Below are 16,711 nucleotides of genomic sequence, written 5' to 3'. Positions count from 1 at the left end.
TAACACATTAAGAATAATAATCTATACTAATTAAAAACTCAAGTGATTTGGTATAAAAAATTTGACAAAATCAAAACTTTTTTATACTATGTGACATGAACGGATACTCTTATCCCGAGTTGGTGGAGGGTACAGGCCCTGTGAAACCCGGCAACCTGCAAAAGACGGCTGTCTTGCGCGAAGGTGCCAAACCTGAAGCAAGGTTAAATTCCTTGGACGATAAGAGTGAAAGGTGCTGCGCGTGAAATCATGCCTTTTACTCATGGATTGAATATGAGTAGAAGGCTTTTTATATTGTCTAGCCCTGAATCCTTATGGTATATGATTGACGTCGGTTCAGGCGTGGAACTTTACCAGGGACTTATGAGAGTACCGTATCATGCTGCTTACAATAGGGGGAAATAAAATGACAAATCGTCGACTGTTTACATCAGAATCAGTCACTGAAGGCCATCCTGACAAGATGTGCGACCAAATTTCAGATGCAATTTTAGATGCTATATTAAAGGAAGATCCAAATGCTCGGGTGGCTTGTGAAACAAGTATTACAACAGGTCTCGTTTTAGTAATGGGTGAGATCACAACTACTACGTACGTAGATATTCCAAAAGTAGTCCGTGATACAGTAAAAGAAATTGGCTATACTCGTGCAAAATATGGCTTTGATTATGAGACGTCTGCTGTTTTGACCTCGATTGATGAACAATCACCGGAAATTGCTGCTAGTGTCAACGTGGCATTGGAAGCGCGTGAAGGAAATATGTCAGATGAAGAACTAGATGCCATTGGAGCAGGGGACCAAGGATTAATGTTTGGCTATGCTTGTAATGAAACACCTGAATTAATGCCGTTGCCAATTAGTCTTTCTCATAAACTGGCACGACGTCTTGCGCAAGCTCGTAAGGAAGAGATCATTCCGTATTTACGTCCTGACGGCAAAACGCAAGTAACAGTAGAGTATGATGAAAACAACAAACCTGTGCGTATTGATACAATTGTTATTTCGACTCAGCATCATCCAGAAGCGACACTAGAACAAATTGAGAAGGATATTAAAGAAGTTGTCATCGGTGCAGTGGTACCTGAAAGTCTATTGGATGATCAGACAAAATACTTCATTAATCCTACAGGAAGTTTTGTTGTAGGGGGTCCTCAAGGGGATGCTGGATTGACTGGACGGAAAATCATTGTGGATACGTATGGTGGGTATTCTCGCCACGGTGGCGGTGCGTTTTCTGGTAAAGATGCAACGAAGGTTGATCGTTCAGCGTCTTATGCTGCTCGCTATGTAGCGAAAAATATCGTGGCAGCGGGATTAGCAGAGCACTGCGAAGTTCAACTTGCCTACGCGATTGGTGTAGCGAGTCCGGTTTCGATCTCGATCAATACATTTGATACAGGTCGTTTGTCTGAAGCACACTTAGTAGAGTTCGTTAGAGAACTATTTGACTTGCGACCAGCAGGGATCATCAAGATGCTTGATCTACGTCGTCCTATTTACCAACAAACGGCTGCATATGGTCATTTTGGTCGTACTGATATCGAATTGCCTTGGGAGCAGACCGATAAAGTAGAAGCATTAAAAGAATTAGCAAGTAAAAATGGTATTAAATAATCCTATTTAGTATGGCGGAAAGAAGGAATTACATCCTTCTTTCCGCCATTTTTCATTTCGTGGAATGTAAAAGAATTATAGTATATGATAATGTGAAGAACATTCAGAAATTGGGAGGGTGAGTAATGAACTCATTACGACAAGACGCTGCTATACTCGATATGGATGCAACGCAGTTGAAAGCAGAACTGGATAAGGGGAACGTAACTTCAAGTCAAGCAACGGAAACATTTATCGCGCATTGCAAAGCTACTAATCCAGCTGTGAACTTTTTAGTAGAAAATCGGTTTTCGGAAGCTATAGATGAAGCAAATCAGGCAGATAGGGAAAGAAGAAGGAGAAATCCTGAAGGTAAATTATTCGGTGTACCCATCAGTATGAAAGAGTCGTTCGATGTAGTAGGTATGCAGACGACAGGTGGTTTGCCGTATCGTCAAGGAAACGTGTTAGCTACAGATGCGGAAATTGTTCAGCGGCTAAAAGCAGAAGGAGCGATCATTATCGGTAAAACCAATACACCTGCTCTCTGTTTTTGTCAGGAGACCGATAATGCACTGTACGGCCGTACAAACAATCCACGCGATCTTGCTAAGACAGTAGGCGGTTCAAGCGGTGGAGAGGGTGCATGTATTGCGTTGGGAGCAGCAGCTGCCGGAATTGGTTCAGATATTGGCGGTTCTATTCGTTTTCCCAGTCATTTCAATGGAGTGATCGGTTTTAAATCAGGTAATGCCCAAGTTTCATCGAATGGCAGTTATCCTGCAGAAGAACATCCTTTACAGCAACGCATGCTCGGAATTGGCCCGATGACGAAATCTGTGCGGGATGCAGAATTAATTTACTCCATTATTGCAAATGAAGCACCGATGGAAAAAGATGTAACTACTTTCACCATGACTTTCTTGTCTAAAATGAATTTACCGCTTTCAAAAGAAACAAAAGGTTTTTTAGACACAATAAAGGATTTCTTATCAACTGACTTCCCTGTCTCACAGGAAATTCCACCTTATTTTCAAGAGACTGCGACGCTTTGGCAAGAGATCATGTCCATTGATGGTGCGAGCGGGGCAGCAGCAGAGGCGTTCGGCACTCGTCCCGCCCAGCCGCTACGTGAATTTTTATTTGACAAGTTGGGTAAACAAACCGAACTGCATCGGTATCTGTCCTGGGCGTTGATAGGCGCTTCTTTATTTAAACCATCTGAATCCAAGATAAATGATATCGAATCTATCATCGAGAAAGGCGATGCAGAACTGGATCATTACTTGAATGAACGGATTCTAGTCCTGCCTATCTATCACTCGGCTGCTCTTTTGCATGGAAAAGTGTATAAAGAGTTATTCTCCATAAGGAAAACGTACACGCAATATATTCCATATGTCGCCTATGCCAATGTGTGGGGTCTGCCTGCATTGACGATTCCAATTGGGACGGATCGAGATGGAATGCCGATCGGAGTGCAATTAGTGAGCAACATTGGCAATGAAGCCGCTTTGTTTAGATTAGGTGCTAGGCTTGAAGAAGAATATAAAGGCTACACTAGAGTAATTCCTTCTTTCATCTGACCCTGTATGTTTAGATTCTTTTCATTTCCAGTGTTTGATCAGGCTTCCGACGATCAGACCGAATACTGCGTGAGCCATTGTCCAATAGAACCAGGCAGCGCCATCCGTGATGGCTGGAGGTTGATCAGAGAGCCCTGTCAATGAGAATAGGATGCCTCCGCCAACTGTGTAGACCAGAACATAAGGCCAGATCCGAAATTCCAAATGAACAAACCGTAGCAAATAAAATAGGACGACTGCACTTGCGATACATGTGAGAAAATGAAATAAATAGCCTATAAGAAGCTGCGGCTCCCAGTCTTGGATTACAGGAACATAATCAAAATTAAAGAGTAATATATAGGCTTGATTGCCAGTGAGCAGTTGAATGACCTTCAGATAGAGGGCCAGTACAATTCCCGCAATGACTCCGGTTAGTAGTAGGATTCTAAACTGTTTCATCGACAATCTCCTTTCGCCATGCTGTTCACTTCTTCTGTACTTTTTCCTTCACTTGCTCGATCACTTTTATCTCTTCCTGGTACTCTTTTTCCACTTCTGTTGTACCGGGGATCATCGGTTCTTTATTGTAGTCGACCCGTTTGCCATAGCGCAGAAGTTCATAAATCACCATTCCGTTATTGGGTTTGCCGTTGACGGTGATCATGGGAACGGCGTCGAATAATACATAATAAAAGGCATAAAAGATAAAACGGTTCCAGAATGTCTTATACTCCTCAAAGTAGCCATTTGCAAGCAAGGCATTGATTACGACGGCAACGAAGAGATTAATGAGGATGGGGCCGGAATAAATACATATATAAGCAAAATTGCTTTTAGATTTTATAGAATCAAAGGAGAACCAACTATACACATGGTAATACTTCCGGACATCCAAAAACCAAAATTTAAAAAAACGCGGACCCGAGCCGACCGTGAGCCGAGGGTTCTTCACCCCAAATAATCCACTAGCAATAAAGTATCCGGCTTCACGTAGAAAAATGACAACCGGTAATATGATGAAGGCTGAAATGACCAGCCCGAGAAGGTCCTTCATACCAAACAAGCGGGGTTCTCTCCTTATAAATGAAATTATGTAACTATAGAATACCCTCTTTCTCTTTTTTGAATCTCAGAGTAAAAGCACTTGGTTGTTTGGTATATGAAAACGAGTTTATTTTTATTAATCTAGGGAAAATACCTAATATGAGCGGAGTGAAACAAATTTGGAGGAGGAATAGAAAATGGCGAAAATCGCAGTTGAAAAACCATTTGATGATGTAAAACAAGCATTAGAGGAAAAAGGACATGATGTGCAGATGTTTGAAAGTGATGAAAATTTGAAAGGCTATGACATGGGCGTCGTCAGAGCACTGAGCGATGTCAACGTTGATCAGTTTGACTTTCCAATCGTCAGCATTGAAGGCAACTCAGTACAAGATATTGTCGATGATGTTGAGAAAAGACTACATCGTTAACTTAAGATTTATCCGGTTCCTCTAAGAGGAGCCGTCAGCTTGTAGACAAACACAAAAAATCTAAAAAAACGGCTCACAATCTTTAATTTTCAATAGGATTAGCATGCTAACGTTGTTCTATAATAAAAACTTAACACTCGCTTCTGTTTTATAAGCTGAAGAGAAACGAACTACTTAAAAAATCAATGAATTACGCTAGTTGATCGTAGTGGAGGGTGGCGACTCCGGGAGGATCAGCGTGTGTCTTGAGACCCTGGACTGAGCAAAGCGAGGGAAGCGGCTCAAGCCACGCCCTCCGGAACGCGTCCACCTGGAACGTAGATCAACGGTACCCTGCCCACTTCCTTTCTTTTGTCTACAGTCTGCCGGTTCCTCTAGGAGGAGCCGTTTTTTTTACGTCTTGATAAGATTAGTTTATTAGCAGTACACTGTTCAACGTTGACTTGTTAGTCAATCAATAAAAGAATGAGTTGAATTATATTTTATGTCTCCACGAACGAGTGAAAACTTTAAGGAAATACGTGATATTCGAAAGCAACAATTGAAAGATACGGCCATTGAATTATTTGGCATGAAAGGTTATGCCGCGACGAAAATTAGTGAGATTACGGGGAAAGCTGAACTTATTCATGGATTGTTTTATCACTATTTTAAAACCAAAGAAGAACTGTATGTCTCTGTCATAATAGAGTTATTGGAAACGATCATAGACACGATCAATAAGGCGAAAGACGAATCTGAAAGTCCACTTAAGCAATTGGTATGGCTAACAGGAGTTACGCATTCAGGTTCATTGAAAGAAGGGGTCTATCGGCATATCCTGATCCTACAAGCCTTGTATTCCGATCTCTTACCGCAACAAGTAAAACAGGAAATTGTGGAGAAATATCATTTGATGGTCGATCTAATCGCGAAGATTATCGAAGAGGGACAGCAAGTAGGAGAGTTTATTGAAGGAGATCCTGAAGAATTGGCGATCTATCATTTATCGTTGGTTCATGGATTACTGTTGACGAATGCCCGTAAAACAGAGCCTATTAAACTGTCCGTCGATAAAGTACTGCGTCAGCTAAAACCTTACACACAACAGGGGGACAGCTGATGAATCGAATGCTAAAACCAACAATCATTTCGATTGCGATGGCGACTGTTATGGCAGGTGCAGCGATTTCTCCGGCTCTTGGATTGATTGCGGCTAATTTCCCGGACGCGGACCCGGTATTGATCAAGCTGATTTTAACAGCACCGTCTCTCATTATTATTCCATTTACTTTTGTGTCTAGTTACTTGACAACAAAAATTCCAAAACGGTCGATTGTGATGATTGGTTTGGCAATCTACGTGATAGCCGGTGTCGGATTGGTCATGCCGCTTGCCATCACATTAATTAGTGACAATTTTCATGGCAGAGAACAAGTGAAGATGATGGGGTTTAATTCTGCATTTAGTAATTTAGGTGGTTCGGAGATGGCCAGTACAGTTATATCTTTTACAACAGTTGGTGGGATGATCATTAGTTTAACGTTAATTCGACTGCAGGACACGTTGAAATCTTTTATTATGCCTGTCAGTTTACTTGTAATGGGAATCGCGTTTGTAGGGTTATCGATGAGCCATTCAATACCTGTAATTTTAGCCTGCACCTGCATGATTGGATTAGACCAGGGAATTGTATTTCCAGTTATCAACGTGAAGGCGCTAAGTTTAGTAAATCCTTTACAGAGTGATCGGGTAATCGCAGCTATTTCCAGTTTAATCTACGTAGGGCAGTTCAGTTCACCACTTGTTTTGGATTTTATTGCTCGTTTGGCAGGTTATCCGACCATTCGATTTCAATATTCTTTTATTGGAATCGCATTACTAACGGCAGTATGTTTGATGCTTCTGTATTGGTTTTTTGGAAAAGTGAGAACTTCTAGTAATGAAGTATGAATAAATGAAAAAGAGACATCACCAATTGAAGGTAATGTCTCTTTTTTGAGTCAAATTTGTGTTTCAATAGTGTCAAATGTTTCGGATTCTTGCATTAATGATCGCAGTGGCAGTTCATATAGTTGCTTGCCATCGATTTTAAATACCCCATTCGAAACAAGTTCTTCAATCAATTCATCTCGTTTCGTTTCTACAATGTTTTCTGTTGTCTTCATCTTACGATATCCTCCTTGATTCCCTTCCTAACTATAGCCATTTTTCAGGTTCATTAAACAACATACAAGGAAGTAAGAAAATATAGAATTTTGGTAAAGTTTAGATGTGATTTAGTAGAGTTGAGGATGATTTACCATTATAATGTAGATAACATAATGGAAAAGGAGTGGTTGTTTGAAATTGGAAGGAAAAGTAGCCATTGTAACTGGAGCAGCTTCGGGAGTAGGAAAGTCGATTGCAAAGTTGTATGCAGACGAGGGGGCCAAGGTGGTAATTTGTGACCTTAACGGGGATGCAGCGTCTTCAGCAGCTGATGAAATTACACAAGCTGGCGGACAAGCAATAGCTGTTGAAGCGAATGTGAGTAAAGAGGAAGAAATTCAAAGTCTTTTTGAGCAAGGGATAAAGCACTTCGGCACAGTAGACATCATCGTCAACAATGCTGGTATTATGGATAATTTTGTACCAGTTGGAGAAATAACAGACGAACTGTGGGATCGAGTGATTTCTGTCAATTTGACAAGTCAGATGCGCATGATGCGAACAGCAGTATCTATTTTCTTAGAAAAACAATCAGGAGTCATCGTTAATATCACGTCAGCAGCTGGTCTATTTGGTTCTCGTGCGGGTGTTGCCTATACTGCGTCTAAACATGGTGTCGTGGGTATCACGAAAAACGTTGCGTTCCAATACGCTGAAAAAGGAATCCGCTGTAATGCCATCGCGCCAGGTGGTATCAATACCAATATTGGTTCAACGATGAATGCTCCTGATCCATTTGGTATGGAGCGCGTCATGTCAGGTGCCAATAATAATCCACGTAATGGAGATCCAGAAGAGATTGCGACAGTTGCATTGTTTCTTGCTTCTGATGATGCAAAGTACGTCAACGGAACCGTCATTACAGCAGATGGTGGTTGGATGGCTTACTAGTTTGATTAGGAAGAGCAGCCGAAGCGAGTCGGGCTGCTTTTTTTCGTGGAGTTGGACAGTTAGTAGCGGTTGTGTAGTTATGATCGAATGTGAATAGATAGTGTACGTGTCAGTATTGACTATCATGTGTCGGAAAATATAAGTGGTGTTGTAACTCTATAAGAATTTTAAGGTTTAGGGGTACCATTGTGTGGAAAGAATGGCTATAATCAATTTCGTGTGTAAAAATGTAACCTATCATAGGAGGTCGCTATGTTTTTTATAGAAGCGAAACGGATTGCTGTTGTCATCTTTGGTTCATTCCTCGTAGCGTTATCGCTAAATTTCTTTCTAATCAGTGCCAATGTATATGCGAGTGGTTTTTCAGGTGCGGCCCAGTTAGTATCGAGTGTCTTAACAGATCACTTGGATATTACGATCAGCACCGGTATCCTTTTGCTTCTTTTTAATATTCCTGTTTTTATCCTTGGGTGGTTTAAAGTAGGTAAGGGTTTCACCATTTATAGTATGGTGTCTGTTGCATGTGCTACGTTATTTTTAGAGTTGTTACCTGTGCGTTCGATGTCCGATGATATACTTCTGAACGCCGTGTTTGGCGGTGTCTTGGCAGGTGTGGGTGTCGGTATTTCACTAAAGTTAGGTGCATCAACAGGTGGAATGGATATCGTTGCCATGATTTTATCACGTATGCAGGATAAGCCAATCGGTGTTTATTTCTTGCTTCTTAACGGAGTTATTATAGCATTTGCAGGGCTTCTTTATGAGCCCGAAAATGCATTATACACGATAGTTGCTTTATACGTGACGACTTCCGTTATTGATATGATCCATACGCGTCATGAAAAAGTCACCGCGATGATTATCACGAAGCAAGCGGATGATCTACAGCAAGCAATCCATCAGAAAATGGTCCGAGGCATCACGATTTTGCCGGCAAGAGGCGCGTATTCCAAAGAAGATAAAAATATGCTATATGTCGTCATCACACGTTATGAATTGTATGACTTAGAACGGATTATCAATGAAACTGATCCACATGCATTCACCAATATTGTTCAGACTGTCGGGATCTTTGGCTTCTTTAGAAAAGAGGGAGAGACGCTTTCGTAACGACTAAAAAACCAAGCAGCATTGACTGCTTGGTTTTTGTGTTACGATTGATTTGCCATATGTAATCTGGCAAACGTTCCTTCTCTGCGTAAGAGTTCTTCGTACGTGCCCTGTTCTTCGATTCCGTCCTCTGTCATCACGATGACCCGATTAGCATTGCGTATGGTCGTCAATCGATGAGCGATAACGAGTGTAGTACGATTTTCAGACAGTTCTTCTAGTGATCTTTGTATAATACGTTCCGTCTCGGTATCAAGCGCAGAAGTTGCTTCATCAAGAATAAGAATAGGCGGGTTCTTCAAGAACATCCTGGCAATAGCCAACCGTTGTTTCTGACCACCTGAAAGTTTTAATCCTCTTTCTCCAATTTGCGTCTCATAGCCATTTGGCATGCTGTCAATCAAATCGGCAAGGTGCGCCTTATGAGCAGCTTCAAAGATTTCCTCATCCGTCGCATCTAATTTTCCATATGCAATATTTTCTCGAATCGTTCCTGTAAATAAAAATACATCTTGCTGAACGATACCGATTTGGCTGCGCAATGATTTCTGCGTCATCTGCCGAATATCGAGACCATCAATGGTAATCATCCCTTCATTGACCTCGTAAAACCTCGGAATAAGTGAACAAATAGTGGTTTTCCCTGCACCCGATGGACCAACGAATGCAACCGTTTGTCCAGCTTGAATTGTTAAGTCGATATTTCGCAAGACGGGCTTTTCCGCTTCATAGCCAAAGGTAACGTTTGACAGTCGGATATTTCCTTGTAAATGCTCTACTTCAATTGCATCGGCCGCGTCGTTAATCTCAGGTGCTTGATTGATCAACTCACGAAATCGTCCAAATCCTGCCATCCCTTTTGGATACAATTCCAACAGGGCGCTTATTTTATCGATCGGTTTGATCAAAATATTACTGAATAAAATGAAGCTGACCAGTTCACCAGCGCTCAATTTATTGTTCATAGTGAACCAGGCGCCGACGACTAGGATAACGAGTGTGACGAGACGAGTGAGCATATACATAGAAGAAGTAGCCCACGCCATCACTTTGTAAGCGACTAGTTTGGCAGTTCGGAAATGATAATTATCCTTTTGGAAGCGACGCAGTTCAAACTCTTCATTAGTGAAAGATTTGACGACGCGAGAACCTGAAACGGAATCTTCCACTCTGCCGTTGACGTCCGCGATATTCTGATACATCTTATGCCAAGCAGCGTTCATTTTTTTATTACAATACGTGACCACCACAGCGAGCAGAGGCACCATAACGATTGCGATGAGTGCCAGTTCAGGATTAATCGTATACATTAAGCCGAATGCGCCCAAAATGGTCATGATCGCAATAAACGCATCTTCTGGACCATGGTGAGCCAGTTCTCCGATATCAAATAAATCGGTCGTGATCCGAGTCATGACATGTCCTGTTTTTGTATTGTCAAAAAATCGGAATGACTGTCGTTGGACATGTTCGAAAAGTTCCCGCCGCATGTCGGTTTCGATATTGATCCCTAGTTTATGTCCTAAATAACTGACAATGTAGTGTAAAAACGTGCTTAGTAAATAAATGAATAGTAATAAAAAGCTGACTGTAACGATTTGTCCCCAGTCGTGTGAAGGAAGCAACACGTCAATGAACCATTGGACTGCTAATGGAAAAGCAAGCTCTAGCAGCGCTACTACAATTGCGCTAAAAAAATCAATGAGGAACAAGCGCCGGTGTGGCTTGTAGTAAGAGAAAAATTGTGTAATCATAGGATAATTCCTTTCTTTCGATCTCGTATCAGTATATAAGAAGTGAAGGAAGAAATCACCTAGGGAAGAAGAGTGCAAGTCTACGACAACTTAGAATTTAGAGACAGAGAGGATTTATCCAAATGAGAGGGACTTCACATTTAGTTATAGGCGCTGCAATTGGAGCGGCTGTTGGCTATCAAACACAGCCTGAGCTGACGACAGTGCTAATATGTACAGCAGTAGGGGGAGCGTCAGCACTTGTGCCAGATCTTGATACAAATGGTCTGGCAACAAATCGAGTCACGCTATCGAAAAAGGTAAGTCAGATGGTCTTACGTTTTTTGGGATTGGCCATGCTCATAGTTATGGTGTATTTATCCTTACAAAGAGGATACCAGACATCCGATTTGACATATGGAATTGCGGGGGCAGTGCTAGTAGTTTTATCACAAGTCATTACACAAAGACGGCTATTAACACTGACCGGAATTTTCGTTGTGGTGTTTGGTTTATATTTACATAATTCGACTGGCATTATACTTGCGGGAAGTTATATCGTCATTGCATCATTTCTTCCACACCGATCTTATACGCATTCTATAGTCGGCATCGTTTTTTACGCCTTCATTTTACATTATTTGCTGCTACAGTGGCCAATGACCGGAGTTTTTGTGGCAGGGCTGGCTGGTTATGCCAGTCATATAGTTGCCGACATGAAGATTCTTCCAATGAATCGTAGAGGCGTGAAGCCGTTCGCTCCACTGTGGAATCGGGTGTTCTGAAGCAAGGAGGGACCGCGCCGAACCTTCAAGTACATAGCTAGGATAAACCTACAGGCAAGAAAGGTGAGACAGTGATGTTGAAAGCAGGGATTACTGGATTTGGATATCAGTTACCTTTAACGGATGCAACTGACTTTATCCGAGTAGTTTATCATGCCGCCCGGGAAATAGGCGAACAGGTCACAAACGTAGTCAAGGCTGAGTACCCAATGAATTTTCATTCGGCAATTCTAGACAACGGTGTGTACATTTTGTTGAACGCGCATTATCCTATTGTTGCGTTTGCGACAAAACAGGAGCTTCAGTACACTGTTATTGACCTGCCTGTAATGAAAGCAGTGTTTCAGGCAGCTGGGTATTCTGTGCTGTCGAAAGACGAAGCGGGTCAATCAGTTTCTCTGAAAGAAGCCCAGCAAGCTAGTTTACTGCCAGATGAAATAGAGCAAATTCGCTATTGGCAACCTAACTGTCTGAGTGATTTGATTTTTAATGATTGGGATTGAGTGATTCGAGAGGGAATAAAACATGCCAAATACAGAAGAGAGTCTAAACAGGGTGGTAGATGAGAAATGAATTTGATGGATATTCAATCAATCGTACAAAGTATCGCAGAAGCGACAGCGGCCGTCTTGAAAATTGAAGTTGAAATAGTTAACCATGAATTTATTCGTATTGCCTGTACGGGAGAAATGCAGGTAGACATATTGAAACGGTTAGAAGGGGATCTTGTCTACAAAGAAGTGTTTCAAAAACAACAGCCCATCATTATAAAAAACCCAGGATATGAAGAGATATGTGAGAGTTGCAAGTTTTTTCAAGACTGTATAGAGATGGGGGAGATTGGAGTTCCCATCATAATTCATGGAGAAGTAGTGGGTGTGATCGGCTTATTAGCTTTTAATCAAGCCCAGCAAGCTCGTTTATTTGAAAATATTGAAGGGATACTCACATTTTTAGATCGCATGGCTGATCTTCTGGCTAGTAAATTAGATCAATATTATATGGTGGAAGAGTTAGAAATGCATAATAAAAAAATGATGAAGATGTTAGATCTTGTGCAAGAAGGAGTGTTAATCACAGATCAAAATGCACGTATAATTGAAATGAATGAACAAGCCAAAAATATATTAGGTATTACTGATCAAAAGCTACTGCCCCTTCATGTGAAAAAATTTATTGAAAGAGTTTTAGATGAAGAGAGTGTGGAAAATCAGACATTTGAACTCCATCACCAGTTATTTCAAAAAGCACTTATTGTAACTAAAAAGGTCATATTTAGCAAAAATCAGTCAAAAGAAATATTACTAACTTTACAAGATGTAGAAACCATTCAAGGTATTGCTGAGAGAGCTAGCGAAGAACAAATGAAATCGCTTCAACATATTGTGGGCTCTAGTAAACAAATTAATGAAGTGAAAGCATATGCATTTAAAGCATCACAATCTAAATCTACTATACTCATTCAAGGGGAGAGCGGAACGGGAAAAGAGGTATTTGCACAGGCTATTCATCAAGTAAGTAAACGTAAAGATAACATGTTCATCGCAGTAAATTGCGGGGCTATCCCAGAAAATTTGCTTGAAAGTGAATTATTTGGATATGAAAAAGGTGCGTTTACAGGCGCTAGTGCTATTGGCAAAGTAGGTAAATTTGAATTAGCAAACGGAGGTACAATTTTTTTAGACGAAATTGGTGAAATGCCTTTACACTTACAAGTTAAGCTTCTACGGGTTTTGCAGGAAAATGAAATTGAACGGGTAGGTGGCAATAAAGTAATTCCTATAGATGTTCGGATCATCGCTGCAACAAATCGAGAACTCAGTGAATTAATAGGAGAAGGTCTTTTCCGCGAGGATTTATATTTTCGACTTAATGTCATACCCATGATGATTCCTCCCTTGCGTAGTCGACCCGAGGATGTACGATCTTTATGCGATTATTTTATACGGGAATACAATGAGTTATTTAACGCGAATGTTCAAGGATTCAATAAAGAGGTAATGGACGTAATGCTTCAATATCGTTGGAAAGGAAATGTTCGAGAATTAAAGAACTTTATCGAGTATTTATTTAACTTTATTCAAAATGGGTATATTACTATGGAAAATGCCGGAACGCTAATTGAACGTAAATTAGATATAGCAACGCTTACGGAAGTGCGCCCGACTATCTATTCTTTAGAAAAGATGGAAAAAGAACATATTGAAAAAGCCATTGAATACGTGAAAAAGAACAAACAAAATATTGAAGATGCAGCGTCTTTACTCGGGATAAGTCGGGCTACATTGTTTAGAAAATTAAAAAAGTATCACAATGAGATCTAGTATCATTGTGATACTTTTTTGTGTTTTTCAGACCTAGTAATGAATTTTACTATATAACTGCTCGTTCAAATCTCATTATGATACTTTTATCTACTAAAATAATAAGTGCAATACTTGCTATTTACTTATAATTCAATGTTTTTAAAGTTGGCATAGAACTTGCATTAGTAATAAGCAAAGGAGGGAACTCACAAATGATTGCATTATCAAGTAAGTTTACGCCAGCAGCAGTTGGTCCGTATTCACAAGCCATCGAACATTCAGGTCTCATCTACTTATCCGGAATGCTGCCAATTAAACCGGAAACAAACCAATTAGTTAATTCAAACATAGCGGGACAAACGGAACAAGTGTTAACAAATATCAAGTTGTTTTTAGAAGATCAAGGTGTCTCACTACACAATGTAGTCAAAACAACGATCTATTTGACTTCGATGAATGATTTTGAAATAGTAAATTCTATTTATTCTTCATACTTTTCAATTCATCGTCCTGCAAGAAGTTGTGTAGAAGTAAGCGCTCTTCCAAAAGGAGCATTAATTGAAATTGAAGCCATTGTTGCTAAAGAATAGGGGGCATTAACGTGACATTAAAAGATAAACAATTCATTAAATGGGTGAAAAATAAATTCAAAAACAGTGAAGTGTTCGAGGAAGATTTACAAAATTTCAATATTGAGCAGGTCCAAAACATTTTAAAGTTTCAACAAACGCATCCCTCATATACACATACACCACTCTACAGTCTATCCAACTTAGCCAATCATCTAGGTGTTTCTATGATTCAAGCGAAGGATGAGTCTCAACGTTTCGGACTAAATGCGTTCAAAGTATTAGGTGGTATTTATGCAATCGCGAAGTATATTGCAAATCAATTAGGTGAAGAGATTGAGGATTTATCGTTTGATAAGTTGCGAGATCCTTCCGTAAAGCAAAGGTTAGGTGATGTAACTTTTATTTCAGCAACTGATGGAAATCATGGGAGGGGTGTTGCATGGGCAGCAAGAGAATTAGGTTTTAAATCAGTCATCTATATGCCCAAAGGTTCTTCTTCTCAACGCTTACAGGCCATTCGGAATGAAGGTGCTTTGGCCGAAATACAAGATGTGAATTACGATGATACGGTTAGAATTTGTGCCAGACTTGCTGAAAAAAACGGTTGGGTCATGGTACAAGACACCGCATGGGAAGGCTATGATGAAATACCGCTCTGGATCATGCAAGGCTATTCTGCTATGGCTTTAGAAATTGTTGAACAATGGAATCAAACATCTGAGCAACCACCCACTCATCTTTTTTTACAAGCTGGCGTTGGTTCATTCGCAGCAGGAATAGCCGGTTATTTCTTACGAGTTTACGGAGAACAAGCACCGAAAATTGTCATTGTAGAACCAGATCAAGCGGATTGCTTCTATCAATCTTTCATTACTGAAAAGGGGGAACGACAATTTGTGGGAGGAGCCATGGCCACAGAAATGGCGGGCTTGGCTTGCGGAGAACCCAATACGGAGGCATTTAAGTTATTGAGAAGTTACGCCAGTGGAGTGTTATCTTGCGATGACGCGATTTCAACAGTTGGAATGCGTGTCTACGGAAATCCTTTAAAAGGAGATCCATCGATCGTGTCAGGGGAATCTGGTTCCGTTACTTTGGGAGCTGTCTATTATTTAAGAAAGTTTATGAGAGAACATTCGATAACTGTCGATCTTGAGTTACACGAGGATGCTCGTATTTTAGTAATTAATACTGAAGGCGATACAGACGAAGAAAACTACCGGAAAATTGTTTGGGATGGGTTTTTACCCGTTCAATAAATAGTACGCATCATGAAGGGAGATAAGAAAATGTTAGCAAAAGAACGTGCTGAAGAAGTGGTACAACTATGTAGTTCACTCGTTAAAATTCCGAGTCTATCAGGCGAGGAGCAAAAAGTAGCAAATTTTATTAAACATTATGCAGAAAAAATTGGATTTGATGAAGTAAAAATAGACGAATTAGGAAACGTAGCAGCTATTATCAACGGTAGTGAAGAGGGGCCGACAGTTTTGTTAGATGGTCATATCGACACAGTACCAGTTCAAGAGAGTAATTGGAATGAGCATCCTTTTAGTGGAAGTGTTCGTGATGGAAAAGTGTTTGGTCGCGGCACATCAGATATGAAAGGTGCAGTCAGCGCAATGCTGCTAGCTGCTTCGTATTATGCATCAGATCGCAACAAGAATTTTCCGGGTAAGATTGTCGTCTCTTGTAGTGTACACGAAGAATGTTTCGAAGGAGTAGCTACTCGAAACGTAACTGCTCAATTTAATCCCGATTATGTCGTAATTGGGGAAGCTACAAATTTACAACTGAATAACGGTCAGCGTGGTAGAGCAGAAATCTTACTTGAAACTTTCGGAAAACCAGCTCACTCATCTAATCCGGAAGCTGGAATAAACGCGGTTACTAAAATGGTTACTTTACTTTCAAAAATACAAAACGTAGAGATTACGAAACATCCAATTTTAGGTAAAGGAATTTTAGAATTAACAGACATTATTTCTTCTCCTTATCCCGGTGCATCTGTCATCCCTTCACGTGCAAGTGTGACATTCGATCGTAGACTATTGGTTAATGAAACTCGTGAAAGTGTACTGGAACCCATTCAGGAAATAATCAATGAGTCTATGAAAGAGGATCCAGAACTGCAAGCTGAAGTATCTTTTTCAAGTGGTAACGAGAGCTGTTATACAGGGACTATTATTGAAGCAGAACGTTTTTTTCCTGCCTGGTTATACGATGAAAATGAGCCATTTATTCAAAAAACGTTTCAAAACCTAAAAAATGTCTTACCTGAAACGGCAATCTCGCATTATTCATTTTGTACAAACGGTAGTCATTTTGCCGGTGAAGCAAATATTCCTACGGTCGGTTTTGGTCCATCTTTAGAAAAATTAGCTCATATCGATAATGAATACATTGAAATCGAACAACTTGAAAAAGCCGTTATTGGATATATATCAATCATTGATACACTAGCAAACTTATAAGAGAAGGGGAATG

At 40.4% G+C, this 16,711-nt stretch carries 17 protein-coding genes and 1 riboswitch; of the genes, 13 read left to right on the top strand and 4 right to left on the bottom strand.

All coding sequences use genetic code 11. The annotated features are described in order from the left end of the window. The first annotated feature begins 106 nt into the window (after window positions 1-106). Window positions 107-226, top strand: a riboswitch (SAM riboswitch). Window positions 227-406: 180 nt separating this feature from the next. Further along, window positions 407-1,615, top strand: coding sequence for a methionine adenosyltransferase (gene metK, locus GD002_RS03425; protein WP_153730914.1), 1,209 nt, complete (start codon window positions 407-409; stop codon window positions 1,613-1,615). Between the two features lie 125 nt (window positions 1,616-1,740). Beyond that, window positions 1,741-3,180, top strand: coding sequence for an amidase (locus tag GD002_RS03420; protein ID WP_228548274.1), 1,440 nt, complete (start codon window positions 1,741-1,743; stop codon window positions 3,178-3,180). Between the two features lie 21 nt (window positions 3,181-3,201). On the opposite strand, the gene GD002_RS03415 is transcribed toward GD002_RS03420, so the two are convergent. Both GD002_RS03415 and GD002_RS03410 read right to left on the bottom strand, forming a co-directional pair. After that, window positions 3,202-3,621 carry a hypothetical protein gene (locus GD002_RS03415; RefSeq protein WP_228548273.1) on the bottom strand — a complete coding sequence of 140 codons (420 nt, stop codon included), beginning with the start codon at window positions 3,619-3,621 and terminating at the stop codon, window positions 3,202-3,204. A gap of 25 nt (window positions 3,622-3,646) precedes the next feature. Beyond that, on the bottom strand, window positions 3,647-4,216 hold the full coding sequence (locus GD002_RS03410; protein ID WP_228548280.1) for a hypothetical protein: 570 nt from the start codon (window positions 4,214-4,216) through the stop codon (window positions 3,647-3,649). Between the two features lie 187 nt (window positions 4,217-4,403). On the opposite strand from GD002_RS03410, the gene GD002_RS03405 reads away from it, so the two are divergent. From GD002_RS03405 to GD002_RS03395, 3 genes are all read left to right on the top strand, one after another. Further along, a complete protein-coding gene (locus tag GD002_RS03405) occupies window positions 4,404-4,637 on the top strand; it encodes a YkuS family protein (RefSeq protein WP_153730912.1) in 234 nt (77 codons plus the stop codon). A gap of 484 nt (window positions 4,638-5,121) precedes the next feature. Continuing rightward, complete coding sequence (locus tag GD002_RS03400; RefSeq protein ID WP_153730911.1) at window positions 5,122-5,739, top strand: TetR/AcrR family transcriptional regulator; 618 nt, start codon at window positions 5,122-5,124, stop codon at window positions 5,737-5,739. Then, the gene (locus GD002_RS03395; RefSeq protein WP_228548272.1) at window positions 5,739-6,569 is read left to right on the top strand and encodes an MFS transporter; all 831 of its coding nucleotides are present in this window, start codon (window positions 5,739-5,741) and stop codon (window positions 6,567-6,569) included. The genes GD002_RS03400 and GD002_RS03395 overlap by 1 nt, the downstream gene beginning before the upstream one ends. 50 nt (window positions 6,570-6,619) lie before the next feature. Here the strand turns inward: GD002_RS03395 and GD002_RS03390 are convergent, their stop codons facing one another. Beyond that, a complete protein-coding gene (locus GD002_RS03390) occupies window positions 6,620-6,784 on the bottom strand; it encodes a Fur-regulated basic protein FbpA (protein WP_153730910.1) in 165 nt (54 codons plus the stop codon). A gap of 175 nt (window positions 6,785-6,959) precedes the next feature. On the opposite strand from GD002_RS03390, the gene GD002_RS03385 reads away from it, so the two are divergent. Both GD002_RS03385 and GD002_RS03380 read left to right on the top strand, forming a co-directional pair. Then, entirely contained in the window at window positions 6,960-7,718 is a 759-nt protein-coding gene (locus tag GD002_RS03385) for an SDR family oxidoreductase (protein WP_153730909.1), read from the top strand. A 252-nt stretch (window positions 7,719-7,970) separates the two neighbouring features. Then, window positions 7,971-8,828 carry a YitT family protein gene (locus GD002_RS03380; RefSeq protein ID WP_153730908.1) on the top strand — a complete coding sequence of 286 codons (858 nt, stop codon included), beginning with the start codon at window positions 7,971-7,973 and terminating at the stop codon, window positions 8,826-8,828. A 41-nt stretch (window positions 8,829-8,869) separates the two neighbouring features. Here GD002_RS03380 and GD002_RS03375 read toward each other — a convergent pair whose 3' ends face one another. Next, window positions 8,870-10,582, bottom strand: coding sequence for an ABC transporter ATP-binding protein (locus tag GD002_RS03375; RefSeq protein WP_153730907.1), 1,713 nt, complete (start codon window positions 10,580-10,582; stop codon window positions 8,870-8,872). 122 nt (window positions 10,583-10,704) lie between these two features. Here GD002_RS03375 and GD002_RS03370 point away from each other — a divergent pair, with 122 nt between their 5' ends. The 6 genes from GD002_RS03370 (at window position 10,705) to GD002_RS03345 (ending at window position 16,698) form a co-directional block, all read left to right on the top strand. Beyond that, window positions 10,705-11,346, top strand: a complete 642-nt coding sequence (locus GD002_RS03370; protein WP_153730906.1) for a metal-dependent hydrolase — start codon at window positions 10,705-10,707, stop codon at window positions 11,344-11,346. A 74-nt stretch (window positions 11,347-11,420) separates the two neighbouring features. Further along, on the top strand, window positions 11,421-11,849 hold the full coding sequence (locus tag GD002_RS03365; RefSeq protein WP_153730905.1) for a hypothetical protein: 429 nt from the start codon (window positions 11,421-11,423) through the stop codon (window positions 11,847-11,849). A gap of 126 nt (window positions 11,850-11,975) precedes the next feature. Continuing rightward, window positions 11,976-13,670: a sigma-54-dependent Fis family transcriptional regulator gene (locus tag GD002_RS03360; protein ID WP_194841454.1), complete on the top strand. Its 1,695-nt coding sequence runs from the start codon at window positions 11,976-11,978 to the stop codon at window positions 13,668-13,670. 194 nt (window positions 13,671-13,864) lie between these two features. Continuing rightward, entirely contained in the window at window positions 13,865-14,242 is a 378-nt protein-coding gene (locus GD002_RS03355; RefSeq protein ID WP_153730903.1) for a Rid family detoxifying hydrolase, read from the top strand. Between the two features lie 11 nt (window positions 14,243-14,253). Continuing rightward, window positions 14,254-15,483 (top strand): diaminopropionate ammonia-lyase, encoded by a 1,230-nt coding sequence (dpaL, locus tag GD002_RS03350; RefSeq protein ID WP_194841453.1) that lies wholly within the window; start codon window positions 14,254-14,256, stop codon window positions 15,481-15,483. A gap of 30 nt (window positions 15,484-15,513) precedes the next feature. Continuing rightward, a complete protein-coding gene (locus GD002_RS03345; RefSeq protein ID WP_153730902.1) occupies window positions 15,514-16,698 on the top strand; it encodes a YgeY family selenium metabolism-linked hydrolase in 1,185 nt (394 codons plus the stop codon). Window positions 16,699-16,711 lie beyond the last annotated feature (13 nt).

The organism is Sporosarcina obsidiansis (assembly GCF_009651005.1).
GTDB classification, from domain to species: Bacteria; Bacillota; Bacilli; order Bacillales_A; family Planococcaceae; genus Sporosarcina; species Sporosarcina obsidiansis.
Note: the sequence above shows the minus strand (reverse complement) of the source record. Positions and strands in the feature narration are given on the sequence as shown.